The sequence below is a fragment of the Massilia sp. TWR1-2-2 genome, from assembly GCF_049897565.1.
In the GTDB taxonomy this organism is placed as follows: Bacteria; Pseudomonadota; Gammaproteobacteria; order Burkholderiales; family Burkholderiaceae_D; genus JAFCUW01.
Map to the genome: position 1 here is coordinate 317336 of NZ_JAFCWM010000001.1, position 24528 is coordinate 341863.

Genomic DNA, 24528 nt, shown 5'->3' on the forward strand with positions numbered 1-24528 from the left:
CGCCGGCGCGGTAAAAATAGTATGCTGTGGCGCTGCCGACTCGGCCATTTAACGGAACACCATGGCATCTCCCGTCTCGCCCGGACTTCTGATCCTGCACGGTAACCAGCTCGAACAATTGCGCGCCGCGCTGTTCGGCTGGCTGCGCAATCATCCGCTCGCGCCGCTCGAGTCGGAGATCATGCTGGTGCAGTCGAACGGCGTGGCCGAATGGCTGAAGATCGCGCTGGCCGAGGAAACGGGCGTGTGCGCCGCCACGCGCGTGGCGCTGCCGGCGCGCTTCTTGTGGCAAGCCTACCGCGGCATGCTCGGCGCCGAGCGGGTGCCGAAACGCTCGCCGTTCGACAAGGCGCCGCTGACGTGGCGCCTGATGCGCCTGTTGCCGGCGCTGTTGTCGGACGACGGCTTCGCGCCGCTGCGCCACTTCCTCGGCGACGGCGACCCGGAACGCCGGCTGCAGCTGGCCGAACGCCTGTCCGACCTGTTCGACCAGTACCAGGTGTACCGCGCCGACTGGCTCGACGACTGGGCCGCCGGGCGCGACGTGCTGCGCGACGCCCGCGGCGAAGCGGCGCCGCTGCCAACCGACCAACTGTGGCAGGCGCAGCTCTGGCGCGCCGTCAACGACAGCCTGCCGGCGGCGCTGCGCCAGTCCGGGCGCGCCACCATCCACAGCGAATTCGTGCGCGCTAGCGAGGACGGCGCGCTGCCTGCGGCCAGGCTGCCGCGCCGCGTCGTCGTGTTCGGCATCTCGGCGCTGCCGTACCAGACCTTGCAGGCGGTGGCGGCGCTGTCGCGCCACTGCCAGGTGCTGCTGGCGGTGCCCAATCCGTGCCAGTTCTACTGGGGCGACATCATCGAAGGGCACGAGCTGCTCAAGGCCCGCCACCGGCGCCAGCAGCCGCGCGGCGGCGTTGACCTGTCGCACGTGCCGATCGAAGACATGCACTCGCACAGCCACCCGCTGCTGGCGAGCTGGGGCCGGCAAGGGCGCGACTTTGTCCGCATGCTCGACGAATTCGACAGCGCCGCCGAGGGCCGCTTCGAGAACATGCGGGTCGACCTGTTCAGCGAAGGCGAGGGCGACACCTTGCTCGGCCAGGTGCAGGCGGCGGTGCGCGACCTGCTGCCGCTGTCGGAGCATGCGCGCCTGGCGCCCGATCGGCGCGACCGCTCGATCGAATTTCACGTCACCCACAGCGTGCAGCGCGAAGTCGAGGTGCTGCACGACCAGCTGCTGTCGTGGTTTGCCGCCGGCGATGCGGGCGGCGCGCCGGCATTGCGTCCGCGCGACGTGGTCGTGATGGTGCCCGACATCGATACGTTTTCGGCGGCGATCCATGCCGTCTTCGAGCAGCACAAGCGCAGCGACGCACGCTTCATCCCTTTCGAGATCGGCGACGTCAAGGACCGCAGCGTCAACCCGCTGCTGGTGGCGCTCGAGTGGCTGCTGCGCCTGCCGCAGCAGCGCTGCCGCCAGAGCGAGGTGCGCGACCTGCTCGACGTGCCGGCGCTGGCAGGTCGTTTCGGCCTCGAGGAAGAAGACCTGGCCACCCTCGGCCAGTGGATTGAAGGGGCCAGCGTGCGCTGGGGACTGGACCAGCAGCACCGCGACGGCCTCGGTCTCGGTTCGGCCGGCGAGCAGAACGCCTGGATCTTCGGCGTGCGGCGCATGCTGCTAGGTTACGCCAGCGGCGCCGGCGCCAGCTTCGCCGGCATCGAGCCGTACGCCGAAGTGGGCGGCCTCGATGCGGCGCTGGCCGGCTCGCTGGCGCAACTGATCGAGACGCTGCTGGCGTGGCGCGCCAGCCTGGCGCAGTCGCGCACGCCCACCGAATGGGGCGAGCAGGCGCGCGCGCTGCTGGCGGCGTTTTTCGACGGCGCGGAAGAAGGCGACCGCCTCACGCTGGCGCAACTGCGCGAGGCGCTGCAGAACTGGCTCGAGACGTGCGACAACGCCGAATTTGCCGAACCGGTGCCGCTGGCGGTGCTGCGCGAAGCGTGGCTTGGCGCGCTCGACGAGCCGACCTTGAATCACCAGTTTGTCTCTGGCGGCGTGACTTTCTGCAGCCTGATGCCGATGCGCGCGGTGCCGTTTCGCGTGGTGTGCCTGCTTGGCATGAACGACGGCGACTTTCCGCGCCGCGCGCGCCATGCCGATTTCGATCTGCTGGCGCTGCCCGGCATGGCGCGCCCGGGCGACCGCTCGCGCCGCGACGACGACCGCTACCTGATGCTCGAAGCGCTGCTGGCCGCGCGCGACAAGCTGTACGTCAGCTGGGTCGGACGCAACGTGCGCGACAACAGCGAGCAGCCGGCCTCGGTGCTGGTGTCGCAGCTGCGCGACTACCTGGAGGCGGGCTGGGACCTCGATTTGGAAGCGATGACCACCGAGCACGCGCTGCAGCCGTTCAGCCGCCGCTATTTTGAACAGGGCGGCTTGCCGACCTACGCCGGCGAATGGCGCGCCGCCCACGCCGCTGCCGCTGCCGGCGACGACGCGCCGCTGCCGCCGTTCGAACTCGATGGCGAATACCGCCTCAAGCTGGCCGAACTGGCCAAGTTCCTCAAGCAGCCGGCGCGCTACTTTTTCCAGCGCCGGCTCGGCGTCTGGTTCGCCGACGCCGATGCACTGGGACAGGACGAGGAGCCGTTCTCGTTTAACGCGCTGGAACGCTACCTGCTCGAAGACAGCCTGCTCGACGACGGCGGTGCGCCCGAAGCGCTGGACGAAGTGCGCGCCAGCCTCGCTACCCGCGCCGAACGGCTCGGACGCGAGGGCGTGCTGCCGATAGGGCTGATCGGGCGCAAATGGGAAGAGCAGCTGATCGAAGGCCTGGTGCCGGTGCGCACTGCCTGGCTGACCCTGGGCGCCCGTTTCCGCGAGCAGGCGCCCAAGCTCGCCATCAGCCTGCGTTTCGACGGCATCGAACTCGATGACTGGATCGACAAGCTGCGCACCAGCGAAGATGGCGCCGCCTGGCTGATGCAGATCTCCTCGAAGGTGCTCGACAAGAAGGGCGCGGCGCGCGGCGACAAACTGATCGGCGCCTGGCTGCGCCAGCTGGCCGCCGCCGCCGCCGCCGGCCATCGGGTGACCGGCTACCTGGTCGCGCGCGATGCGATCGTCACGATGGCGCCGCTCGATGCGGCCCACTCGCATGTTGTGCTCGCCGGCCTGGTTGCCCTGTGGCGCCAGAACCTCGACCACCCCTTGCCGGTCGCCTGCAGGACGGCGCTGGCCTTGCTGCGCAATGGCGACGCGCGCGCCACCTACGACGGCAGCTTCGAGATCGGCGGCGAAGTGCAGGACCTGTGCCTGGCGCGCTTGTGGCCCGACTTTGCCGCCCTTGCTGCTGGCGGGGCTTGGCTGCAGACGGCGCAGGCGCTGTATGGCCCGCTGGCCGACTGGCTCGATGCGCACGTCGTCATCGCCCCGCTCGACAAGGAGCAGGCATGAGCGAACTGTTGAAACCGATCGACTTCCCGCTGCACGGCTCGCGCCTGATCGAGGCCAGCGCCGGCACCGGCAAGACCTGGACCATCGCCGCGCTGTACGTGCGTTTGGTGCTCGGCCACGGCGGCGAGAACGGCTTCGGCCGCGCCTTGACGCCGAACGAAATCCTGGTCATGACCTTCACCCGCGCCGCCACGCGCGAGCTGTCGAACCGGGTGCGCGAGCGCCTGGTGGAGGCGGCCGCCTTCTTCCGCGCGGAGGAGCCGGGCGACGATCCGTATCTGGCCGCGCTGGCCGCATCGTATCCCGGCCACGCCGAGCGGCAGCAGGCGGCGCACCGCCTGATCATGGCCGCCGAGACGATGGACGAAGCGGCCATCTTCACCATCGACGCCTGGTGCCAGCGCATGCTGCGCGAGCATGCGTTCGACAGCGGCAGCCTGTTCGACGAGGAACTGGTCAGCGACGAACACGCGCTGTTCGAAGACGCGGCGCACGACTACTGGCGCCAGAACGTCTATCCGCTGGGCAGCGGCGCGCTGGCCGCGCTGATGGCATGCTGGCAGGATGTCGGCGCGCTGAAGCAATCGGTGCGCGAACTGGTGCGCCGTGTGCATCTGCTCGGCGCGGTGCAAGACGAGCCGCTGGCCGGCCTGATCGCGCGCGTCGAACGCGCGCAGCTGGCCGAACTGGCGCGGCTGAAGGCCGGCTGGGCCGAGCGCGCCAACCAGATGGAGCAGTGGATCGCCGGCCAGCGCGCGGTGGTGCCGAAATGCTTCAACGGCAGCAAGCTGCGCGCCGATTCGCTCGTCAAGTGGTTCGATGCGCTGCGCGCCTGGGCCGACGATCCGGCGCTGGTGATGCCGGCGATGACCGACACCGCGTGGCACCGGCTGACGCCGGACGGCATTACGGACGCATGCAGCAAGGACTTCAGTGTCGCCGCGCCCGAGTGCTTCGAGCACACTACCGAGCTATGGGAAGCGCTGAAGGCAATCGCGCCGCTTTCGCACGCTTTGTTCCGCCACGCCGCGACCAGCATCGCGCAGCGCATGGCCGAATTAAAGAAGCGTAGCCGTCAGTTCGGCTTTGCCGACATGCTGGACCGGCTCAAGGCGGCACTCGAGGGCGACAACGGCGAGCAGCTGCAAAAGCGCATCGCCGCGCAGTATCCGGTGGCGATGGTCGACGAATTCCAGGATACCTCACCGGACCAGTATGCCATTTTCAACTTGCTGTACCGGGTAGCCGACAACGACCCGGCGCACGGCTTGTTCCTGATCGGCGACCCGAAGCAGTCGATCTATGGCTTTCGCGGCGCCGACATCAACAGCTACCTCGCGGCGCGCGCGTCTACCGAGGGGCGCCACTACAAGCTGGGCACCAACTACCGTTCCACCAAGGCGGTGGTGGAGGCGGTCAACCAGCTGTTCCTGCACGCTGAAAACGGTTTTGCGGCGGGTGCGTTCAAGTTCAGGAAAGGCGACGTCAACCCGCTGCCGTTCGACGCGGTCGGGGCCGAGGGTCGCCAGGAACACCTGGTCGGCGTCGAAGGGCCGTTCCAGGCGCTGGCGGTGTGCAGCTCTGACCGCGAGGACATGCGCGCCGACGACTACCTCGAATTCTTTGCCCATCACTGCGCCGAGCATATCGTCTCGCTGCTGAACGATCCGAAGGCAGGGTTTTGCCACACCGACAAGTTCACCCGGCTGGTCCCGGCCGACATCGCGATCCTGGTGCGCAACCGGCGCGAGGCGGCGGCCGTGCGGCACGCACTGGCTCAGCGCAAGGTGCTCAGCGTCTACCTGTCCGACAAGGATTCCGTCGTCGACAGCGACGAGGCGGCCGACGTGCTGCGCTGGCTGTACGCGGTGGCCAATCCGCTCGACGGCGGCCTGGCGCGGGCGGCGTTCGCCACGCGCACGGCGGGGCTCTCGCTGGCTGCGCTGGCGCGCATGTCGTCGGACGAACTGGCGTGGGAAGAACGGGTCGAGCAACTCAAGGCGCTGCACGTCGTCTGGCAGCGCCAGGGCGTGCTGGCGATGCTGCGCCGCTTCGTCCACGAACTGAATTTGCCGTCGACTTTGCTGCGTGAAGCCGGCGGCGAACGCCGGCTGACCAACCTGCTGCACCTGGCTGAATTGCTGCAAACGGCCAGCAGCGGGCTCGATGGCGAGCAGGCGCTGATCCGCTGGTTCGCCGAGCAGGTGGCCGGCATCGGCGACGGCGGCGACGAGCGCGTGCTGCGCCTCGAAAGCGACGCCGAACTGGTCAAGGTGATCACGGTCCACAAGTCCAAGGGCCTGGAGTATCCGCTGGTGTATCTGCCGTTCGCCGTCACCGCGCGCAAGACGGACCGGCGCAACCGCAGCTTCTTCGAGTTCGTCGATGAAGACCACAAGCGCACGCTCGACCTTGGGCTGTCCGAGGCCGCGCTCGAGGCGGTGGACCGCGCGCGCATCGAGGAAGACCTGCGCCTGCTGTACGTGGCGTTGACGCGCGCGCGCCATTTCCTGTGGCTCGGCGTGGCGGCGGTGGCGGCAAAGAAGGCGGGCGAAAACAAGCTGCACGAGTCGGCGCTCGGCTACCTGCTCGGCGGCGGGGCGGCGATCGCGGCGGCCGACATGCACGGCCACTGGCAAACGCTGAAAGGCGATTCCACCGCCATCGACCTCAAACCGCTGGCCGCGCCCGAAGGCGTGACGCGGCTCGCGCGCGAGGAAGTGCGTCCGCCGCTGATGGATGCCGCGGTGTTTGCCGGCAGCTTCGAGCGCAACTGGTCGGTCGGTTCCTTCACGTCGCTGACGCGCCAGACCGGCAAGGCGCCGATGCACGCGCAGGAGGAAACGCTGCTGGAAGATGAACCGAAGCAGGCGCCCGCACGGGCCGACGACGCACCCTGGCATCGCTTCCCGCGCGGCTCGGTGCCGGGCAACTTCCTGCACGAACAGCTCGAGTGGATGGGGCAGGAGGGTTTTGCCACCGTGCTCGATCCGAATTTCGATGCACGCCTCGGCGCCCGCTGCGAGCGCGCCGGCTGGGGCAACCGCAAGGAAGACGCGATTGCCTGGCTGCGCGAAGTGGCGACGACGAAGCTGCCGCATCTCGATGCGCCACTGGCGCAGCTGGACGGCGTGCTGCCGGAGATGGAATTCTGGTTCCCCAGCCAGCACCTGAAAAGCGCGCAGCTCGATGAACTGTGCGCCCAGCGCATGCTCGGCGGCGTGGCGCGGCCGGTGCTGCCGGAGCGCCAGCTGCACGGCATGCTGAAGGGCTTTGCCGACCTGGTGTTCGAGCATGAAGGGCGCTACTGGGTGCTGGACTACAAATCGAATTCGCTCGGCGCCGGCGACGCCGCCTACAGCCGCGCCGCCATGGCGGCCGGCATGGCGGCGCACCGCTACGACATCCAGGGTGCGATCTACATGCTGGCGCTGCACCGATTGCTGCGCAGCCGGCTGGGCGACGCTTACGATCCGGCGCTGCAACTGGGCGGCGCGCTGTTCATGTTCCTGCGCGGGATCGCCAATCCGACGACGCGTGGCTGCTACGTGCTGGAGCCCGACCTTGAACTGCTCGACGGCCTCGAACGGCTGCTGGATGACGCGCAATGAAGCCTGACACCGACATGCATGCACTGTGGGCAGCGGTCGACGCCCTGACCGAAGCGGGCGAACTGCGCCGGCTGTCCGGCGCCTTTGCGCGCTTCATCGGCTCGGTCGGCCACGCCACGCCGGCGCTGATGCTGGCCTGCGTGCTGCTGTCCGAACTCGAAGGACGCGGCCACAGCTGCCTGATGCTGGGCGAACTTGTCGACGACCCGTGCACGCTGACCGGCTGGAGCGAGCAGCAGTGGCAGGCCCTGGCCGCGGCCGCCGCGCCGCTGCCGAAAAGCGTCAAGGCCTGGAGCGCGCTGCTGTCCGGCGCCGAGCAGGTATGGCAGGCTGGCGACCTCAGTTTCGACCAGCCGCTGGTGCTCGACGGCGCGCGCCTGTACCTGCGCCGCTACTGGCGCGACGAGACGCTGGTGGCCGGCAGCATCGGCGCGCGGGCGCGCCAGCTGCGCGCGGTCGATGCGGGCCAGGTGCGCGGCTGGCTCGACATCCTGTTCGCCTCGCACCGCAAGGCCGAAACGCCGGACTGGCAGAAGCTGGCCTGCGCCATCGCGCTGCGCGGCTCGGTGGCGATCATCACCGGCGGCCCCGGCACCGGCAAGACCTACACCGTGGCGCGCCTGCTGGCGCTGCTGTTCGCGGTGGCGCCCGACGCCGGCGGCCTGCGCATCGCGCTGGCGGCGCCGACCGGCAAGGCCGCGGCGCGCCTGAAGCAGTCGATCGACAAGGCGCTCACTGAACTGGCCGACAAGGTGGGCGACGAGCTGCCGCTGCGCGAACTGACAGCGCGCATGGGCGCCGCCCGCACCCTTCACAGCCTGCTCGGTGCGCGGCCGGACACGCGCGCGTTCGCCCACCACCAGGGCAATCCGCTCGACGTCGACGTGCTGATCGTCGACGAGGCGTCGATGGTCCACCTCGAGATGATGGCGTCGCTGCTCGATGCGCTGCCGGCCGGCGCCACGCTGGTGCTGTTGGGCGACAAGGACCAGCTGGCGTCGGTGGAGGCGGGCGCGGTACTGGGCGACATGTGTCACGACGCGCAGGCCGGCGGCTACGATGCCGCCACGATGGCGTACGCGCTGGAGGCCAGCGGCGAGACCATTCCGCCCGCCTTTGCCGGCGCCGCCGGCGCGCTGGCGCAGCAGACGGTGATGCTGCGCCACAGCCGCCGCTTCGGCGGCCCGATCGGCCAGCTGGCGCTGGCGGTCAACGCCGGCGAAGTGGCGCGCGCGGAGGCGGTGCTGCGCGGCGGCGACGACGCGGTGCGCTGGATCGAGCACGCGCAGCAGCACCACGTGCTGCAGCTGGCGCAGGAGGGCTACCGGCCGTATCTGGCGCTGCTGCGCGCATCGGGCGACGCTGGCGACGACGGCTGGGCAAAGGCAGTGCTGCAAAGTTTCGAGGCGTTCCGGCTGCTGTGCGCGGTGCGCGACGGCGAGTGGGGCGTGACGGGACTGAACGCGGCGATCGAACAGAAGCTCGAAACGGCGCGCCTGATCCGGCGCCGCGGCGAGTGGTACGTCGGACGGCCGGTGATGGTGACGCGAAACGACTACGGCACCGGCGTGTTCAACGGCGACATCGGCCTGACCCTGGCCGACCCGGCGCGGCCCGATTCACTGCGCGTGTACTTCCAGGAGGGCGACAAGGTGCGCAGCGTGCTGGCCACGCGCCTGCGCCACGTCGAGACGGCGTATGCGATGACGGTGCACAAATCGCAGGGCTCCGAATTTGCGCACACGGTGCTGGTGCTGCCAAAGTCGGGCGGCTCGATGCTGGCGCGGGAACTGGTGTACACCGGGATCACGCGCGCCAGCGTGGTGTTCACGCTGGTGACACCGGCCAGCGCGGTGCTGGCCGAGGCGATCGGCCGGCGCACGCGCCGGGCCAGCGGGCTGCGCGATATGCTCGGAGGCTGACTCACCATGGGCCCCCGCTTCGCGACGATGGCGGTTGTACCGCTAACAATAAAAAAGCCACCGCTGTAGGTGGCTTTTTGTTGTGCGGCGCTGTAATTACGCGCGGCGGTGGCGTGCCTTGACCGTCTTGGCGTCGCGCGAGCGCATTGACGCCTTCATGATGCGCGCTTCGGCGCGTGGATGGGCGCGCGCCAGCACTGGGGCCGCGTCGCCGGTCATGAAGCGTCGGATCGACAGCGCGTCGACCACCCGCACCGACGATGCCTTGGCGTTGAGCAGCACCAGCGTGGCGTTCTTGCCGGCCGCCTTGATGCGCATGATCAGGCAGCGGCCCGCTTCCTCGGTGTAGCCGGTTTTCGACAGGCCGATGTCCCAGCCCTTGGCGCCGACGAGGCGGTTGGTGTTGTGGTACTCGACGCCGCGGCCGTTGATGTTGATGATGTCCTTCGAGTCGGTGGTGATGCGCGCGATCTCGGGATAGGCCGAAGCTGCGACCGCCATCTTGACCAGGTCCGACGCGGTCGACTTGTTATTCGGCGACAGGCCGGTTGGCTCTTCGATTTTCGTTTGCGTCATGCCGAGGGCGGCGATCTTGGCGTTGACGGCAGCCTTGAACGCGGGCGTGCCGCCCGGGTAGGTGCGGCCAAGCGAGGCGGCGGCGCGGTTATCCGACGACATCAGCGCCAGCTGCAGCACGTCCTGGCGCGAGATGGCGGCGCCGACCGGCACGCGCGAGGTGCTGTGCTTGAGCATGTCGACGTCGACCTGCTCGATGTAGATCGGCGCGCTCATGTCCTGCTTGGCGTCGAGAACGACCATCGCCGTCATCAGCTTGGTCAGGGACGCGATCGGGACGATCGCGTTGGCGTTCTTTTCGATCAGGACCTTGCCGGTGTCGTCTTCGACGACCAGCACCGATTGCGATCCATAAGGACCGGCGACGGCGGCAGCGGCTGAAATTGTTAACAGGACGGCGGCGAACAGTTTTTTCATGTGGGTGTGTGTTTGTGACTGCAGCGGTTCAAGATCGGGCGCCAGGGACGAGGGCGCTGCGCGAGATGAAAACATTCTGGCTGTGAAGCAACATTACTTAGTCGCGAAGATATCACCAACATGGGGGTGTGTCTATGGCGCACAAGCATAAAGCGGCCTCAACTTGTAACAAACATGAAAAAAAGGCCCTGCTTTGCGGCAGAGGCTTTTTAAACAGACCATCTGAGCGGGCTGCAATTATTTCGGCTGGTAAATCTTGTCGAACTCGCCGCCGTCGTCGAAGTGCTTCTTCTGCGCCTGTTTCCAGCCGCCGAACAGCTCGTCGACGGTGAACAGCGCGATCGGTTTATAGTTGGCGGCAAATTTTTTGGCCACCGCCGGCGAGCGGACCCGCAGGAAGTGCTTGGCGCCAATTTCCTGGCCGGCTTCCGAATACAGGAAGTTCAGGTAAGCGGTGGCTTGTTTGCGCACGCCGCGCTTGTCGACGACCTTGTCGATGACGGCGACCGGCGACTCGGCCAGGATCGAGTTGGGCGGGTACACCACCTCGAAGTTGTCGCCAAATTCACTGCGCACCATTTGCACTTCGTTCTCGAACGTCACCAGCGCATCGCCGATCTCGCGCTGGGTGAAGGTGGTGGTGGCGGCGCGCCCGCCGGCGTCGAGCACCGGCACGTTCTTGAAGATGCGGGTGACGAGTTCGCGCGCCTGCGCTTCGGTGCCGCCTTTCTTGAGCACCGAGCCCCACGCGGCCAGGTAGGTGTAGCGGCCGTTGCCGGCCGTTTTAGGGTTCGGAATGACAACCTTGACGCCCGGCTTGGCCAGGTCGTCCCAGTTCTTGATCTGCTTCGGGTTACCTTTACGCACCAGAAACACCATGGTCGAGTAATATGGCGCCGCATTGTTGGGGAATTTTTTTGCCCAGTCCTGCGTCACCAGGCCGCGGTCGGCCAGCATGTCGATGTCGTTGGCCTGGTTCATCGTCACGACCGACGCCTCGAGGCCGTCGGCCACCGAACGCGCCTGCTTGCTCGAGCCACCGTGCGACTGCTTGATGATGACGGTTTCGCCCGTCTTCTTCTTCCAGTCGGCGGCAAACACCGGATTGATGTCCTTGTACAATTCGCGCGCAACGTCGTACGACACGTTGAGCAGCTCGACGTCGTCGGCCGCGCGCGTTGCCAGCGGCAGGGCCAGCGCACCCAACAGCAGGGCGGCGATGAAGCGGCGTGTCGGGAGCAGCGTTGGTTTGGTCATCTTGTTCTCGCGGTGTGTGGACAGTAACGCATAGTCCGACAATTGATGGTGGAAATGGAAGAACAGTTTCGTCATATGCTTAGATGGCAACGTTGTAGCGATGCCGCAATGGCACGACGGCGAGCGGACCCAACGGGCAAACGGCGGCGCTTCGGTGTATAGTCTTTTATATGTATCTTGAACGGTAGCAATACCTTATTCTATTAATCATTGCTTTATGATCACCACCATGGGTATTCAGATTCGTTCGGCAGCACCAGAAGACGCCGTTGCAGCGTGCAGCGTGCTGCGCCGCTCTATCGAGGAATGCTGCGTGCAGGATCACCAGAACAACTCCGAGAAGCTGGCCGCGTGGCTGGGCAACAAGACGCCAGAGAACGTGGCCTGCTGGCTGACTTGGCCGACCAACTACACGCTGGTGGCCGAACGCGATGGCGAAGTCGTCGGCGTCGCGCTGCTGACCCAGGCCGGCAAGCTGTCGCTGTGCTATGTGTTGCCCGAAGCGCAGCATGGCGGCGTTGGCAAGGCGCTGCTGGACGGCGTCGAAGCGAAGGCGCGCGACTGGGGCATAGGCGTCGTCAAGCTGCACAGCACCACCGCCGGGAGCGACTTTTACGCACGCAACGGCTACACCTTTGCCGGCAAGGAAAGAACTTGCTACGGCATCGACTCGGACTTCTTCTGGAAGCAGCTCGACGCCGAGCCGGAGGCCGCCGGCGGTGCGGCCAAGCGCTTCTGCAACTGCGGCGTCAAGTAACACCCGCCATTTTCCCGATCGAATCCGTTGTCGTGCGCGCAGCGCCTGCGTTATAGTGTGCGCCTCCTATTGATGGGTACCATATGGCTTCGCGCAGAGAATTTCTCCAACACGGTTTATGCTTGTCCACGCTCGGCGCGCTGACCGTTCCGCTGATCGGCTGCGCCGCGCCGGCCAGCCCGCCGCCGCCTGCCTCCGCGGCCAAGCCCGCGGTCGCCGTGCGCACCGCCAGCCGCACGGCGCCGCCCGCGCGCGCGCCGGCCCAGTCAGCCGGCAATGCCGAGATGGCGCCGCCGCCCGATATCTTCGACGCCCAGGCGCTCGACATGGACTTCTGGCTCAAGCCGCGCATGCTGTCGGTGATCCGCCCTCAGTCCGGCGAAAAGGCGCGGGTGCTGTACTGGCGCGACGGCGAAGTCATCGATTCGGCCTACCAGGAACTGTGCCACATCATGCGCGACGTCGTCGGCAAGGAAACCGCGCCGATCGACCCGAAGCTGTTCGAAACGCTGTGGGGCACGCAGGCGTTCCTGGCGCGCTACGGCATGGAGCAGCCGCTCGAAGTCCTGTCGGGTTACCGCACCGCCAAGTCGAACGGCAAGCTGATCGAGCAGGGCGTGCCGGCGGCGCGTCAGTCGCTGCACATCGAGGGCAAGGCCGCCGACATCCGCATCGCCAACCTGAACGCCGAGGTGCTTGGCGGGCTGGTACGCAGTTTTCGGCAGGGCGGGGTGGGATTCTATTACCGCGAGGGGCCGCGCGGCGGCTGGATTCACGCCGATACGGGCCTTAAACGCACCTGGAAAGGCTAGTTTCCAAACTTTGTCAGGTATCGCGTTGTCCAAATCAGTGCCCGTCGCACGTCGGGGTTCAACTGATTCGAGGAGATAGCTATGGCAACCATGAATATTCCCAACGACCGCCGCCACATCCCTGAGCGCCGCACGACAAACGGCACGCATCACGGGGCCAGGACGGCGGCGCTCGACTACGTTGCAATGGCACTGCTGATCATCGGCGGTCTGAACTGGGCGATGGTGGGCCTGTTCAGCATCGACGTTGTGGCAACGCTGTTCGGCGTCCAGACGCCGGTGACGCGATTTATCTACGTGGTAGTGGGCCTGGCCGCGCTGTATGCGATCTACCTGATCAGCAAGATGGCGGCGGCGTCGCGACACTGAACCTCTTTTGCTCAGGTCTGCCGGCCGGCGCTGCGCGATGCCAGCATCGACTTTGCATGATGTCGAGGAACGCGTGCAGGATCGGTGACTGGGCGTTTTGCCGGTACAGCACGCACAGTTCGACATCGCGCAGCCATTGCGGGTCGAGCGGCCGGTAGAGCACGCCCGGCAGGCGCGGGCTGGTGGCCGATGCGGTGGTAATGCACCGGCCAAAGCGCGCCGATACCAGCGCGATGCCGGTCAGTACGTCCTCGACTTCCTGGCCCACTACCAGCCGCAGGCCGTCGTTGCCCGAGCCGAAGATGCCGACGTCGAGGCGCCCCAGGTAGCCTTTACCGGCGTACTGGGTTTTCTCCCTGGCCGCCTTCACCATCGCCAGGATATTTGGCGCCTCCTGTCGCATCACCTCGCCGGCGCCGGTCAGCTCGACCCCGTGCGGAGTGCGTATGAACAGCGTCGTCCCCAGTTCCTCTTCCAGGCCATGAATCTGCCGCGTCAGCGGAGGCTGCGCCATGTGCAACTGCGCGGACGCCCGGCTGAAACTGCCTTCTTGCGCCAAGGCGAGAAAGTATCGCAATTGCTTTAGATGCATGTTGCCGATTACGGCATATGTCGTACCGAATCGGTATAGCGTTCACCCGAAAAGGGGTTCCGCAATGATGTGTCCACCTAGATTGCGTTGCAGGAATCAGCTGGGTACCTCGACAAACCAACTTGGCGGCAACACCAAAGAAATCGGTAAAAACCAGGGGGCGCCATGGCGCAATTGCCGCCTGACCGCTACCGGCCGCGAGCGCGCGCCGCTGACGGCAGCGGCCGCGGCGCGGTTCGCAGGCCCTGTCGGTGCGCGCCGCCAGGGCTTGTAACATGTCCGCTGTTGACATGCGAATACGACCGGTGATACCTTCGATATTCGAAGAATGGGAACGTCGTTCTTCTATACGGAATATCTATGCGCACTCTCCACACTGCGAGGCAAACTTGGAAGAATCAACCCGGCCATGTGATCCGGCCGCTGCAGCGACGGCCATGCCCGCCGTGCTGCTGTGGCAGTTGTTCCTCTGTTTCGTCAAGGTCGGGGTGACTTCGTTCGGCGGCAGCACGCAGGCGTGGATCTACCGCGCCGTCGTCGAGGAGCGCCGCTGGCTGACCGAAACCGACTTCCTCGCCGGCGTCACGATCGCCCAGATCCTGCCGGGCGCCAATCCGGTCAATCTGTCGCTGTACGTCGGCCAGCGTTTGCGCGGGTGGAGCGGCGCGCTGGTCGCCACGCTGGGCATGGTGGCGCCGGCGATCTGCATCGTGCTGGCGGCCGGCGCGCTGTATGCGCGGCTGGCGCACTTCCCGCTGACGCACTTCCTGCTGATCGGCATTGCCACCGTCGGCGTCGGCGCGACCCTGGCCGCCGGGCTGAAAGTGGCGCGCAAGATCGAACGCCGGCCCGCCATCATCGTCATCGGCCTGGCCACCTTCCTGGCCGTCGGCGTGCTGCACTGGTCGATGGTGCCTGTGGTGGCGGTGCTGGCCCCGCTCAGCATCGCGCTGGCGGCGCGGAGGCCGCATGGATAACCTGCTGCTGCGCCTGATCCTGGTGTTTGCGCCGCTGTCGATCCTGTCGATCGGCGGCGGCCAGGCGATCATCGCCGACATCCAGCATCAGACGGTCGATGTCTACCACTGGCTCACCAATGAGCAATTTGCCGACATGTTCGCCATTTCGCGCGCCACGCCCGGACCGAACACGCTGATCGCATCGCTGATCGGCTGGCACCTGGGCGGCATCTCCGGCCTGCTGGTGGCGACCCTGGCGATGTATGTGCCGTCGTCACTGGCATTCATGACGGCGACTACTTTCTGGCACCGCAGTGAAGGCGGGCATTGGAGAATGGCGATCGAGCGCGGCCTGGCGCCGATCGCGGTCGGCCTGATCTTCGCCGGCGCGTTGACGATCCTGCAGGCGCTGCGCCTCGGCGCGCTTGGATGGGCAACGACAGCGGCGGCGATGGCGGTGCTGTACACCACCAAGGCCAATCCCTACCTGGTCATTTTTTTGGTGATCGCGCTGTACCTTGCGGTGTTCTTCATCGCCTAGCGCGCTTCGCCGCAGGTGCGGTGCGGCGCCCCGCACAGCGGGCGCCGCACCGTTGCGCCGCTAGTCGAAGCCGGCGTGGCGGAAGCGCGCGCTGCCTTCGGCGCTGACCAGCAGGTCGGCAAACTGCGCCGCCGCCGTGCCTGGCGTGGCGCTGCCAAGCGCGACGCCATAGTTCGACGCCAGCTGCAGTTCGGCCGGCAGCAGACCGACCAGCGTATCGCCCTTGACATGCAGGATTTCGCTGATCTGCGTGACCCCGATTTCCGCCTTGCCGTTGGTGACCAGCTGCATCACTTCGAGGCCGTTCGCCGCCAGATGCGACTTGCCGCGCACCGCGTCGCCGATGCCCAGCTTGTCGAGCATCTTGCCGAAGTGGATGCCGGTGGTGGCGCCCCTTGCGGGGTCGCCGTAGGCGATGCTGTCGGCGCCGAGCAGCGACGCGCGAAACGACGCGGCGCTGCTCAGGTCGGGCACCTTGCCGCCCTTGCGCACCGCCACGCCCATGCGCACCACGCCCAGCGAGCGCGCCGCCGGCGCCACCAGGCCATCGGCGGCGAGCCCTTTCAGGCGCTCGGCGGCGTTGATCACCAGGTCGTTGCGGGCGCCGCCGCGCACTTTGCTCTCGACCCCGCCGGCGGTGGAAAACTCGAAGACGACGCGGTGGCCGGTGGCCTTTTCGAATTGCTCGGCCAGCTCGGTCACCGGCACCTGCACCGCCGCCGCGCTGATTACCTTGATGTCGGCGGCCAGCGCCGCGGCGCCGTGCGTCAGCAGCGCCAGTGCGGCGCCGCAGGCCAGGCGCGACAGCGGCGGCGGCGGCGGCCGGCGCGCCGTCATACGATGCGCACCGACAGATTCGGCAGGCGGTCGATGTGGCCTTCCATGACATCGCCCGCCACCACCGGTCCGACATTTTCCGGCGTGCCGGAATAGATCACGTCGCCCGGCATCAGCTCGAACGCCTCCGACAGCTTGCTGATCTGCTCAGCGACCGACCAGATCATCATCTGCAGGTTCGAATTCTGTTTCTGCTGGCCGTTCACCTTCAGCCAGATGGTGCCTTTTTCGAAGTGGCCGATGCTCGCCACCGGATGGATCGGCCCCATCGGCGCCGAGCGGTCGAAGCTCTTGCCGATCTCCCACGGCTTCTTCTGGTCGCCCATGCCGCGCTGCAGGTCGCGCCGCGTCATGTCCAGCCCGATGGCATAGCCGAACACGTGATCGAGCGCGCGCTCGATCGAAATGTTGCGCCCGCCCTTGCCGATCGCCGCCACCAGTTCGATCTCGTAGTGGTAGTTCTTGGTCAGCGCCGGATACGGGTGGTCGGCGGTGGTGCCCGGCGCCACATACTGCACGGCGTCGGTCGGCTTCTGGAAAAAGAACGGCGGTTCGCGGTTCGGGTCCGAGCCCATCTCGCGCGCATGGGCGGCGTAGTTGCGGCCGATGCAGTAGATGCGGCGCACCGGGAACATCTCGCTGCTGCCGACGATCGGCACCAGCGTCTGCGCCACCGCGAACGGCGTCTTGACCCGGTCGCTGGCGCCGACCGGCAGCGCGCAGCCGGCTACCGTCCCCGCTGTCATCAGTCCTGCTGCCTGCAACATCGCGCGCCGATTCATCGTCTTGTCCATATGTCTCCTTTTGAGGGTATAGGTACTGCCGGTTGTGGTACGAAAGTGCACTGCAACAAATGAGGGCGCCGGCACCGCCGCGGCCGCGCGCTTACGGCGCCGGGTCGATGTCCTTCTCGTGGCGGGCGTTGTTGATGCCGCCGCCCAGCAGCAGCAGCGCGGTAGTGGCGAAGATCGGCACGATGCCGAACGCGCTGCCGAGCGAGCCGAATACCAGCGGCACCATGATCTGGGTGAATTTGTTGACCGTCAGCCGCATGCCGAGCGCTTCGCCGGAGCGCCCGGGCGGCGAATGGTTGTAAGTGAGGATCGTCGACAGCGGCTGGCCGCATCCGAGCCCGAGTCCTAGCAGGAAAGCCACCGCCGCCAGCACTACCGGGTCGCGGAACGCCGGCAGCAGCAGGAAGGTCGCGCCCGACACGAGCAGCGACCAGGTCAGCACCCGCATCTCGCCGTACTTGCGGCTCATCGCCGGCATCCACATGCGCACCACGAAGGCGGCCGCCGCCTGCATGCCGATGATCACGCCGATCGCCGATGCCGACAGGCCGATCGCGCGGCCGTGAATCGGCATGTAAAAATTGAACAGGTCCATCCCGGTCAGGATCACGCCGCTGGTGAGCAGGGTGTTGCGCAGGCGCGGGATCTGCAGCAGTTCGAGGGCGCTGCCGTGCGCCCGCGCCTGGGCGTGCGCGCGCGGCGGCGGGATGAAGCGGTGCCAGAACAGCATGAACAGGCCGGGCCAGATCGTCACCGCCGCCAGCACATAATAGCTGGCCGTGTAGCCGCCGCGGTCGACCATGAAGCCGACCAGCATCGGCCCGCCCATGCCCGACAGCGCCGAACCGAGGCTGAAGGTGCCGAAGTTGGCGGTGCGCTCGGCCTGGCTGCCGAGCGCGCCGATCAGGTTGTGCGAGGCGACGTGGAAAAAAATATTCGCGGTGCCGATCACCGCCGCCGAGACGAACAGCGCGGCCATCCCGGGGAACATGGTCGGCACCAGCATGCCGCCGCACAGCGCGAACGAGCCGAACACCATCGGCCGGCGCATGCCGACGCGGTCCGAATAGCGGCCGGCGTACACCGCCAGCAGCAGCGGGAAGATCGCGTACATCGAAATCAGCAGGCCGATCGTCAACGGGCTCGCGTGCAGTTCGATCGCATACAGCGCGACCAGCATCTTGCTGCCTTTCAGGCCGATCTGGTTCAGCACTGACAGCAATACGGTAAGGTAGACGGCCATGCCACTCCCGGTGATCGCAACCCGCACGCGACGCCACGCTTGACGGCATCGTCTGCTGATTCTAGTATAAGATCGTGCTGATATGTAGACCTTGGTTCCGCATATCGGAATTGTTGAAAAATACACGCATCGACCGATGCGATTGTCCCAATGGATGCGATGGTGCGATGAAACCTGGCCGCAACGACCCCTGCTCGTGCGGCAGCGGCAGTAAATACAAGCAGTGTTGCGGCAAAATTATCGCGCTGCGGCCGGCCGCGCCGGCGCCGCCATCGTCGCGTTCGTGCGGCACCTGCACCGCCTGCTGCGATGGCTGGATGGTCGGCACCATCCACGGCCATGCAATGAAACCGGGCACCCCATGCCATTTCGTCGGCGCCGGCGGCTGCACCATCTACGGCGAGCGGCCCGAGTCGCCGTGCCGCACCTTCGTCTGCGCGTGGATGGCGCCGGCCAGCCCGTTTCCCGACACCCTGCGGCCCGACCTGTGCGGCGTGATCATCGCCAATGTGCGCTGGCGCGACCAGCCGGCCTACCTGTTGCGCTCAGCGGGGAAGGATCCTGATGGCGCGTTGCTGGCGGCGATGCAGCGTTTCTCGATGCAGACCGGGCGGCCGTTCTTCTACGAGATCGCCGGCGAAAAGCTTGGCTTCGGTCCCGCCCAGTTTCAGCAGGATATGCTGCAACGCGCCCAGAGCGGCCTGCCGATGTGGTGAGGGCGCGGGCGCTGCAGCGCAGCATTCGCCTGCGTTCCTTTATATGGAACTTGGTTCCATTTTTTCTTGACACGCGCGGCGATGCGCTATAAAACATCTACTCAGCCAGCGTTACGCGATTCCCTCTGAGGAGATGACCCATGTCCGCCGCCATCAAATTGACCGTCAACGGCAAGCCGCAGAACATCGCCGCTGCCCCCGATACACCTTTACTGTACGTACTGCGCAACGATCTCGGCGTGACCGGTCCGCGCTTCGGTTGCGGCCTGGCGCAGTGCGGCGCCTGCACGGTGCACGTCGACGGCGCTGCGGTGCGCTCGTGCGTGACGCCGGTCGCCGCGGTCGCAGGCAAGCGCATCGTCACGCTGGAAGGACTGGCCGCCACGGCGCCGGCCGGCGCGGCGCTGCATCTGGTGCAGCAGGCCTTCATCGACGAACAGGCGGCGCAGTGCGGCTACTGCATCAACGGCTGGATCATGACGTCGGCGGCGCTGTTGAAAGCGAAGCCGAATGCGAGCGACGCCGAACTGCGCGAGGGCCTGGCAGGCCTGAAGTGCCGCTGCGGCACCCACATGAGCATCCTGCGCGCGGTCAAGCGCGCAGCCATCGAACTGGCGAAAGGGTAGATCATGGCGCACACCGATGATATCGACGTGGACGCCGGGTTGTCGCGGCGCCGCTTTCTCGGCACCGCCGGCGCGCTGGTGGTGTCGTGGGCGCTGCCGCTGCCGCTGCCGGCCGCCGCCGAGGCGGCATCGTTCCCGCTGACGATCGCGCCCGACATGCTCGACTCGTGGCTGGCGGTGCTGCCCGACGGCAGCGTGATCGCCTCGGTCGGCAAGATCGAGGCGGGCATGGGCATCGGCACCTCGTTCGCCCAGATCATCGCCGAAGAACTTGACGTCCCGTTGGCCAGGGTGCAGGTGCGCATGGGCGATACCGCAACCACGGTCGACCAGCGCGGCACCGGCTCGAGCAACGGCATCATCACCGCCGGCCCGATCCTGCGCCGCGCCGGCGCGCAGGCGCGCCACACCTTGCTCGCCATGGCGGCGCAGCGACTCGGCGCGCCGGCCGACCAGCTGGTCGTCGCCGACGGTGTCGTCAGTGTCGCCGCCGACCCGCAGCGCCGCGTCGGTTATGGCGAGCTTATTGGCGGCAAGCGCTTCGACCTCCAGCTGAGCGACAAGGTCGAGGCCAAGCCGCCGGCCCGCTACACGCTGGTGGGCAAGCCGGTCCAGCGTTTCGACATCCCGGCCAAGGTGGTTGGCGCCTATCCCTACCTGGTCGACCAGCGCGTGCCGGGGATGCTGCACGGGCGCGTGGTGCGTCCGCCCGAAGCCGGCGCGCGCCTGCTGGCGGTGGCGCCCGGGCAGAAATTTCCCGGCCTGGTGAAGATCGTCGCCGAAGGCGATTTCGTCGGCGTGGTGTGCCGCCGCGAGGAGCAGGCCATCGCCGCCGCGCGCGAGCTCAAGCTGACCTGGTCGCGCCCGCAGCCGATGTTCTCGGCCTCGTACGACGCGCTGTACGAGACGCTGCGCACCAGCACCCCCAAGTCGAGCAAGCGCGGCACCGACGTCGGCGACGTCGATGCCGCGCTGGCCGGCGCCGCCGGCGTCGTCGAGGCGCGTTATGATTATCCGTTCCAGTCGCACGCGTGCATGGGGCCGGCGTGCGCGCTGGCCGACGTCACGGCCGATGGGGCAACCGTCTGGATGGGCGGGCAGAAACCTTACGGTTTGCGCAAGGCTCTCGCCGGCCTGCTCGGCCAGCCGGCCGAAAAAGTGCGCGTGGTGTGGGTTGCCGGCCCCGGCTCGTACGGCATGAACGACGCCGACGACGCCGCGATCGACGCGGCGCTGTTGTCGCGCGCCGTCGGCAGGCCGGTGCGGCTGCAGTATTCGCGCGCCGACGGCACCGGCTGGGACCCGAAAGGCCCGCCGGTGACGACCCGCATGCGCGGCGCGCTCGACGGCGCCGGCCAGGTGCTGGCCTACGACCTCGAGGCGCGCGGCTATTCGGGCCGGATCCGGCCGTCCGGCACCGACGCGCCGGGCGACGCGCTGTCGGTGCAGCTGATCGGCGGCGCCAAGGCGAAGAGCAGCGACCTGTTTCAGTATTCGGATGAGAACTACCGCTTCCCCAACAAGCGCAAGACGAGCCACCTGGTGGCGTGGGAGCAGTCGCTGCCGACCGGGCTGCGCACCGCCCACCTGCGCGATCCGGACGGCATGTCGATGTGCTTTGCCAGCGAGTGCTTCATCGACGAACTGGCGCACCGGGCCGGCCGCGACCCGGTCGAATTCCGCCTGGCGCACCTGGCCGAGGGGCGCGATCGCGCCGTCGTCGCGGCGGTGGCGCGCAAGGCCGGCTGGGTGGCGCGGCCGGCGCCGGCCGGCAAGCGCGCCGGCGTGGTGCGCGGGCGCGGTATCGCCTACGCGCCGCGCGCCGGCACGATGGTCGCGCTGGTGGCCGAAGTCGAAGTGAATATGGACAGCGGGAAGATGCGCGTGACCCGCTTCGTGGTCGCGCACGACTGCGGCTTCGTCGTCAATCCAATGAGCCTGGCCGGCACCATCGAGGCGAATCTGATCCAGGCGATGAGCCGCGCCATGTACGAACAGGTCGAGTTCACGCCGTCGCGCGTCACCAGCGTCGACTGGGCCACCTACCCGGTCGCCGAAATGGCCGACATGCCAGACGCCATCGACATCGAGATCGTCAACAACCATGTCGACGCCAAGTCGCTCGGCGCCGGCGAGCCGTCGACGCGGCCGGTCGCCGCCGCGATCGGCAACGCGCTGTTCGACGCCACCGGAGTGCGCATCCGGCGTGTGCCGTTTACCAGCGCCGCCTTGCGCGCCGCCTTTCGCGCCGCCTGACGCGCGGCGCCATTTTATCCGCCCACCGAGAAGAGACCCAGTATGCCGCATGACAAAGACCGCACCCACTGGCATGAGCCATCCGGGAACAAGAAGGCTGGCTTCGGCCACTTCAGCAAGCAGCCGACGCCGTACGATGCCTTCATGGAGGAGGAGGGGGTGCCGGTGTTCCGCGGCCTCGGTATCAGCCGGGTGCAAGACCTGCCGCTGTTCCCGTGGAAGCGCAAGGGCGGCCGCGGCCACTTCATCCAGCTGTACGGCACCGAGGGCAAGTGGGGCTGCTATGTCGTCGAGGTGCCGCCGGCCGGCGCGCTCAACGTCGAGAAGCACATGTTCGAAGAGATCTACCTGGTCGTCGAGGGACGCGGCACCACCGAAGTGTGGCAGGAGGGCGACAGCCGCAAGCACGTGTTCGAATGGCAGGCCGGCTCGATGTTCTCGATTCCGATGAACGCGCTGTTCCGCATCGTCAATGCCACTTCGAGCGGCGCGCTGCTGTTGGCGGGTAATACGGCGCCGAATGTGATCAACATGATCAACAACTTCAATGCGGTATTCAACAATCCGTTCGTGTTTACCGACCGCTTCAGCAGCGCCGACGATTTCTACCGCGCCCGCGACGAGATCGAGCCCGATCCGGTGCGCGGCCTGGCGATGTGCCGCACCAACCTGATCCCCGACGCCATGCACTGCGAGCTGCCGCTCGATAACCGCCGCTCGCCCGGTTACCGCCGCATCGAGCCGTTCATGACACAGAACTGCTTCTACTTCTGGATCGGCCAGCACGAGAACGGCCGCTATTCGAAAGGCCACGCGCACACCTCGGCGGCGGTGCTGATCTGCCTGCGCGGCAAAGGCTACACCTACACCTGGCCGGAAAAGCTCGGCGTGACGCCGTGGCAGGACGGCCATGCCGACCAGGTGCGCCGGCTCGACTACGAGCCGGTCGGACTGGTGACCGCGGCGCCGGGCGGCGCGCGCTGGTACCACCAGCACTTCAGCGTCTCGGAAGAGCCGTTCCGCCTGACCGCCTGGTTCGGCCCGCACAATCCGGGGCGCGACGCCGGCCCGCCGGGCGAGAAGCACACCGACTACACCGCCATCGACGTGCACGAGGGCGGCACCGCGATTCCGTACTGGATGGAGGATCCCTTCATCCGCCGCGAGTACGAGGCGACGCTACGCCAGAACAAGGTGCAAAATCGCATGGATCCCGCCTGGTTCATGCCGCCGGCGCGATGAGCGAGGACGGCCGCATCTTCTTCAGCAGCATCGGCCGCGCCCTGGAGGAAGAAGACGAGATCCGCCTGCTCAGCGTCGGCGTCGACATCGGTTCGTCCACCTCGCACCTGGTGTTTTCCCGCATCGTGCTCGAACGGATGGACAACCGCTACGTCGTCGCCGAGCGGCGCCTGCTGCACGAGTCGGAAGTGATGCTGACGCCTTACTGCGCCGACGCCACCATCGATGCCGCGGCGCTCGGCCGCTTCATCGAACGCCAGTACGCGCTGGCCGCCGTCGCGCCGCACGAGATCGACACCGGCGCGCTGATCCTCACCGGGGTGGCCGTACGCCGCAGCAATGCGCGCGCGATCGGCGACCTGTTTGCCGCGCAAGCGGGAAAATTCGTCTCCGTCAGCGCCGGCGACGCGCTCGAGGCGACCCTGGCCGCCTTCGGCTCCGGCGCCGCGGCGCGTTCGGTGCGCGAGGCGGCGCGCGTCATGAACATCGACATCGGCGGCGGCACCTCGAAGATCGCCGTCTGCGAACGCGGCGAACTGGCCGAACTGACCGCCATCGACATCGGCGCGCGCATCGTCTGCTTCGACGAAGGCGGCCGCGTCACGCGCATCGAGCCGGCCGGCGCGCGCTTCGCCGCCGAAGCCGGCCTGTGGCTCGAACTCGGCGCGGCGCCCAACCCGGCGCTGCTGCAACGGATGGTGGAGAACATGGCCGACCGGCTGATGCAGGCGGTGCGGCTGCCGGCGGTCGACGCCGCACTGGCCGCGCTGCTGCGCCTCGAGCCGATGAAGAACGAGCGCGCGCCCGACGTGCTGACCTTTTCCGGCGGCGTCTCGGAATACATTTACGGACGCGAGGGCGGCGCCTTTGGCGACCTTGGCGCGGCGCTGGCGCGCGCCGTGCTCGCGCGCGCGCAGCAGTGGGGGCCGCGCATCGAACAGCCCGACCAGGGCATTCGCGCCACTGTCGTCGGCGCCTCGCAGTACACGGTGCAGGTCAGCGGCGGCACGATTTTTATTGCGCCGGCGGCTCTCCTGCCGCTCAAGAACGTCGCCGTGATCACCCCGGCGCTGGCGCTCGACGCCGACGTCCTCGACGCCGGCGCGCTGGCCGCCGCGGTGCGCGCGGCGCTGCGCCAGTTCGACCTGCACGACGGCGAGCGCGCCGTGGCGCTGTGCTACCGCTGGCAGGGTTCGGCCACCTTCGCCCGCCTCGACGCCTTTTGCCGCGCCATGGCCGATGGCATGGCGGTGCTGCTGGCACGCGGCCTGCCGCTGGTGCTGGTCGGCGACAGCGACGTCGGCGGCCTGGTCGGCATGCATTGCCGCCAGGAGCTGGCGCTGGCGTGCCAGATCGTGTCGATCGACGGCATCACGCTCAAGGCCTTCGATTACATCGACATCGGCGCGCTGCTGCCGGCGTCCGGCGCGGTGCCGGTGGTGATCAAGTCGCTGGTGTTTCCGGCGTCGGCGGCGCCCGGGCTGCGCGCGGGCTGACATGGGCGCCCGCAACGATCCTCGCTTGGGTTCCTTTATATGGAA

The 24528-nt window shown here is 67.5% G+C and carries 19 protein-coding genes; 13 read left to right on the forward strand and 6 right to left on the reverse strand.

Annotation, left to right across the window (positions count from 1 at the left end; all coding sequences use genetic code 11):
- Positions 1–61 precede the first annotated feature (61 nt).
- The 3 genes from recC to recD are packed head-to-tail and all read left to right on the forward strand — an operon-like array spanning position 62 to position 8993.
- Entirely contained in the window at positions 62–3460 is a 3399-nt protein-coding gene (gene recC / locus ACP7DD_RS01635; RefSeq protein ID WP_426172938.1) for an exodeoxyribonuclease V subunit gamma, read from the forward strand.
- Positions 3457–7071 (forward strand): exodeoxyribonuclease V subunit beta, encoded by a 3615-nt coding sequence (gene recB / locus ACP7DD_RS01640; protein WP_426172939.1) that lies wholly within the window; start codon positions 3457–3459, stop codon positions 7069–7071. The genes recC and recB overlap by 4 nt, the downstream gene beginning before the upstream one ends.
- Positions 7068–8993 carry an exodeoxyribonuclease V subunit alpha gene (gene recD, locus ACP7DD_RS01645; RefSeq protein WP_426172940.1) on the forward strand — a complete coding sequence of 642 codons (1926 nt, stop codon included), beginning with the start codon at positions 7068–7070 and terminating at the stop codon, positions 8991–8993. The genes recB and recD overlap by 4 nt, the downstream gene beginning before the upstream one ends.
- 96 nt (positions 8994–9089) lie before the next feature.
- On the opposite strand, the gene ACP7DD_RS01650 is transcribed toward recD, so the two are convergent.
- Positions 9090–9986 carry a serine hydrolase gene (locus tag ACP7DD_RS01650; RefSeq protein WP_426172941.1) on the reverse strand — a complete coding sequence of 299 codons (897 nt, stop codon included), beginning with the start codon at positions 9984–9986 and terminating at the stop codon, positions 9090–9092.
- 237 nt (positions 9987–10223) lie between these two features.
- The gene (locus ACP7DD_RS01655; protein ID WP_426172942.1) at positions 10224–11243 is read right to left on the reverse strand and encodes a sulfate ABC transporter substrate-binding protein; all 1020 of its coding nucleotides are present in this window, start codon (positions 11241–11243) and stop codon (positions 10224–10226) included.
- Positions 11244–11472: 229 nt separating this feature from the next.
- Here ACP7DD_RS01655 and ACP7DD_RS01660 point away from each other — a divergent pair, with 229 nt between their 5' ends.
- The 3 genes from ACP7DD_RS01660 to ACP7DD_RS01670 all read left to right on the forward strand — a co-directional run bounded on the left by ACP7DD_RS01660 (position 11473) and on the right by ACP7DD_RS01670 (position 13181).
- Positions 11473–12000: a GNAT family N-acetyltransferase gene (locus ACP7DD_RS01660; protein ID WP_426172943.1), complete on the forward strand. Its 528-nt coding sequence runs from the start codon at positions 11473–11475 to the stop codon at positions 11998–12000.
- Positions 12001–12083: 83 nt separating this feature from the next.
- Positions 12084–12812 carry a YcbK family protein gene (locus ACP7DD_RS01665; protein ID WP_426172944.1) on the forward strand — a complete coding sequence of 243 codons (729 nt, stop codon included), beginning with the start codon at positions 12084–12086 and terminating at the stop codon, positions 12810–12812.
- Between the two features lie 81 nt (positions 12813–12893).
- Entirely contained in the window at positions 12894–13181 is a 288-nt protein-coding gene (locus tag ACP7DD_RS01670) for a DUF378 domain-containing protein (RefSeq protein ID WP_426172945.1), read from the forward strand.
- On the opposite strand, the gene ACP7DD_RS01675 is transcribed toward ACP7DD_RS01670, so the two are convergent.
- Positions 13150–13773 (reverse strand): LysR family transcriptional regulator, encoded by a 624-nt coding sequence (locus ACP7DD_RS01675; RefSeq protein WP_426172946.1) that lies wholly within the window; start codon positions 13771–13773, stop codon positions 13150–13152. The genes ACP7DD_RS01670 and ACP7DD_RS01675 overlap by 32 nt on opposite strands.
- A 389-nt stretch (positions 13774–14162) precedes the next feature.
- On the opposite strand from ACP7DD_RS01675, the gene ACP7DD_RS01680 reads away from it, so the two are divergent.
- Together ACP7DD_RS01680 and ACP7DD_RS01685 are read left to right on the forward strand one after the other, a co-directional pair.
- Positions 14163–14750 (forward strand): chromate transporter, encoded by a 588-nt coding sequence (locus ACP7DD_RS01680; RefSeq protein WP_426172947.1) that lies wholly within the window; start codon positions 14163–14165, stop codon positions 14748–14750.
- Positions 14743–15273 (forward strand): chromate transporter, encoded by a 531-nt coding sequence (locus tag ACP7DD_RS01685; RefSeq protein WP_426172948.1) that lies wholly within the window; start codon positions 14743–14745, stop codon positions 15271–15273. The genes ACP7DD_RS01680 and ACP7DD_RS01685 overlap by 8 nt, the downstream gene beginning before the upstream one ends.
- A 60-nt stretch (positions 15274–15333) precedes the next feature.
- On the opposite strand, the gene modA is transcribed toward ACP7DD_RS01685, so the two are convergent.
- The 3 genes from modA to ACP7DD_RS01700 all read right to left on the reverse strand — a co-directional run bounded on the left by modA (position 15334) and on the right by ACP7DD_RS01700 (position 18147).
- Positions 15334–16110, reverse strand: coding sequence for a molybdate ABC transporter substrate-binding protein (gene modA / locus ACP7DD_RS01690; RefSeq protein ID WP_426172949.1), 777 nt, complete (start codon positions 16108–16110; stop codon positions 15334–15336).
- Positions 16107–16904 carry a fumarylacetoacetate hydrolase family protein gene (locus tag ACP7DD_RS01695; protein ID WP_426172950.1) on the reverse strand — a complete coding sequence of 266 codons (798 nt, stop codon included), beginning with the start codon at positions 16902–16904 and terminating at the stop codon, positions 16107–16109. Before ACP7DD_RS01695 ends, modA begins: the two co-directional genes overlap by 4 nt.
- Before the next feature lie 91 nt (positions 16905–16995).
- Positions 16996–18147, reverse strand: a complete 1152-nt coding sequence (locus ACP7DD_RS01700; RefSeq protein ID WP_426172951.1) for an MFS transporter — start codon at positions 18145–18147, stop codon at positions 16996–16998.
- Positions 18148–18314: 167 nt separating this feature from the next.
- Here ACP7DD_RS01700 and ACP7DD_RS01705 point away from each other — a divergent pair, with 167 nt between their 5' ends.
- The 5 genes from ACP7DD_RS01705 (at position 18315) to ACP7DD_RS01725 (ending at position 24483) form a co-directional block, all read left to right on the forward strand.
- Complete coding sequence (locus ACP7DD_RS01705) at positions 18315–18863, forward strand: SEC-C metal-binding domain-containing protein (RefSeq protein WP_426172952.1); 549 nt, start codon at positions 18315–18317, stop codon at positions 18861–18863.
- Between the two features lie 140 nt (positions 18864–19003).
- Positions 19004–19489, forward strand: a complete 486-nt coding sequence (locus ACP7DD_RS01710) for a (2Fe-2S)-binding protein (protein WP_426172953.1) — start codon at positions 19004–19006, stop codon at positions 19487–19489.
- 3 nt (positions 19490–19492) lie between these two features.
- A complete protein-coding gene (locus ACP7DD_RS01715; RefSeq protein ID WP_426172954.1) occupies positions 19493–21745 on the forward strand; it encodes a molybdopterin cofactor-binding domain-containing protein in 2253 nt (750 codons plus the stop codon).
- A 42-nt stretch (positions 21746–21787) separates the two neighbouring features.
- The gene (locus ACP7DD_RS01720) at positions 21788–22987 is read left to right on the forward strand and encodes a cupin (protein ID WP_426172955.1); all 1200 of its coding nucleotides are present in this window, start codon (positions 21788–21790) and stop codon (positions 22985–22987) included.
- On the forward strand, positions 22984–24483 hold the full coding sequence (locus tag ACP7DD_RS01725; RefSeq protein WP_426172956.1) for an ethanolamine ammonia-lyase reactivating factor EutA: 1500 nt from the start codon (positions 22984–22986) through the stop codon (positions 24481–24483). The genes ACP7DD_RS01720 and ACP7DD_RS01725 overlap by 4 nt, the downstream gene beginning before the upstream one ends.
- The last annotated feature ends 45 nt before the right edge of the window (positions 24484–24528 follow it).

Bases quoted from the DNA above. Each gene is read 5' to 3' on its own strand.
- recC (WP_426172938.1), top strand. From the start codon at position 62: ATGGCATCTCCCGTCTCGCCCGGACTTCTGATCCTGCACGGTAACCAG.
- recB (WP_426172939.1), top strand. From the start codon at position 3,457: ATGAGCGAACTGTTGAAACCGATCGACTTCCCGCTGCACGGCTCGCGC.
- recD (WP_426172940.1), top strand. From the start codon at position 7,068: ATGAAGCCTGACACCGACATGCATGCACTGTGGGCAGCGGTCGACGCC.
- ACP7DD_RS01650 (WP_426172941.1), bottom strand. From the start codon at position 9,986: ATGAAAAAACTGTTCGCCGCCGTCCTGTTAACAATTTCAGCCGCTGCC.
- ACP7DD_RS01655 (WP_426172942.1), bottom strand. From the start codon at position 11,243: ATGACCAAACCAACGCTGCTCCCGACACGCCGCTTCATCGCCGCCCTG.
- ACP7DD_RS01660 (WP_426172943.1), top strand. From the start codon at position 11,473: ATGGGTATTCAGATTCGTTCGGCAGCACCAGAAGACGCCGTTGCAGCG.
- ACP7DD_RS01665 (WP_426172944.1), top strand. From the start codon at position 12,084: ATGGCTTCGCGCAGAGAATTTCTCCAACACGGTTTATGCTTGTCCACG.
- ACP7DD_RS01670 (WP_426172945.1), top strand. From the start codon at position 12,894: ATGGCAACCATGAATATTCCCAACGACCGCCGCCACATCCCTGAGCGC.
- ACP7DD_RS01675 (WP_426172946.1), bottom strand. From the start codon at position 13,773: ATGCATCTAAAGCAATTGCGATACTTTCTCGCCTTGGCGCAAGAAGGC.
- ACP7DD_RS01685 (WP_426172948.1), top strand. From the start codon at position 14,743: ATGGATAACCTGCTGCTGCGCCTGATCCTGGTGTTTGCGCCGCTGTCG.
- modA (WP_426172949.1), bottom strand. From the start codon at position 16,110: ATGACGGCGCGCCGGCCGCCGCCGCCGCCGCTGTCGCGCCTGGCCTGC.
- ACP7DD_RS01695 (WP_426172950.1), bottom strand. From the start codon at position 16,904: ATGGACAAGACGATGAATCGGCGCGCGATGTTGCAGGCAGCAGGACTG.
- ACP7DD_RS01700 (WP_426172951.1), bottom strand. From the start codon at position 18,147: ATGGCCGTCTACCTTACCGTATTGCTGTCAGTGCTGAACCAGATCGGC.
- ACP7DD_RS01705 (WP_426172952.1), top strand. From the start codon at position 18,315: ATGAAACCTGGCCGCAACGACCCCTGCTCGTGCGGCAGCGGCAGTAAA.
- ACP7DD_RS01710 (WP_426172953.1), top strand. From the start codon at position 19,004: ATGTCCGCCGCCATCAAATTGACCGTCAACGGCAAGCCGCAGAACATC.
- ACP7DD_RS01715 (WP_426172954.1), top strand. From the start codon at position 19,493: ATGGCGCACACCGATGATATCGACGTGGACGCCGGGTTGTCGCGGCGC.
- ACP7DD_RS01720 (WP_426172955.1), top strand. From the start codon at position 21,788: ATGCCGCATGACAAAGACCGCACCCACTGGCATGAGCCATCCGGGAAC.
- ACP7DD_RS01725 (WP_426172956.1), top strand. From the start codon at position 22,984: ATGAGCGAGGACGGCCGCATCTTCTTCAGCAGCATCGGCCGCGCCCTG.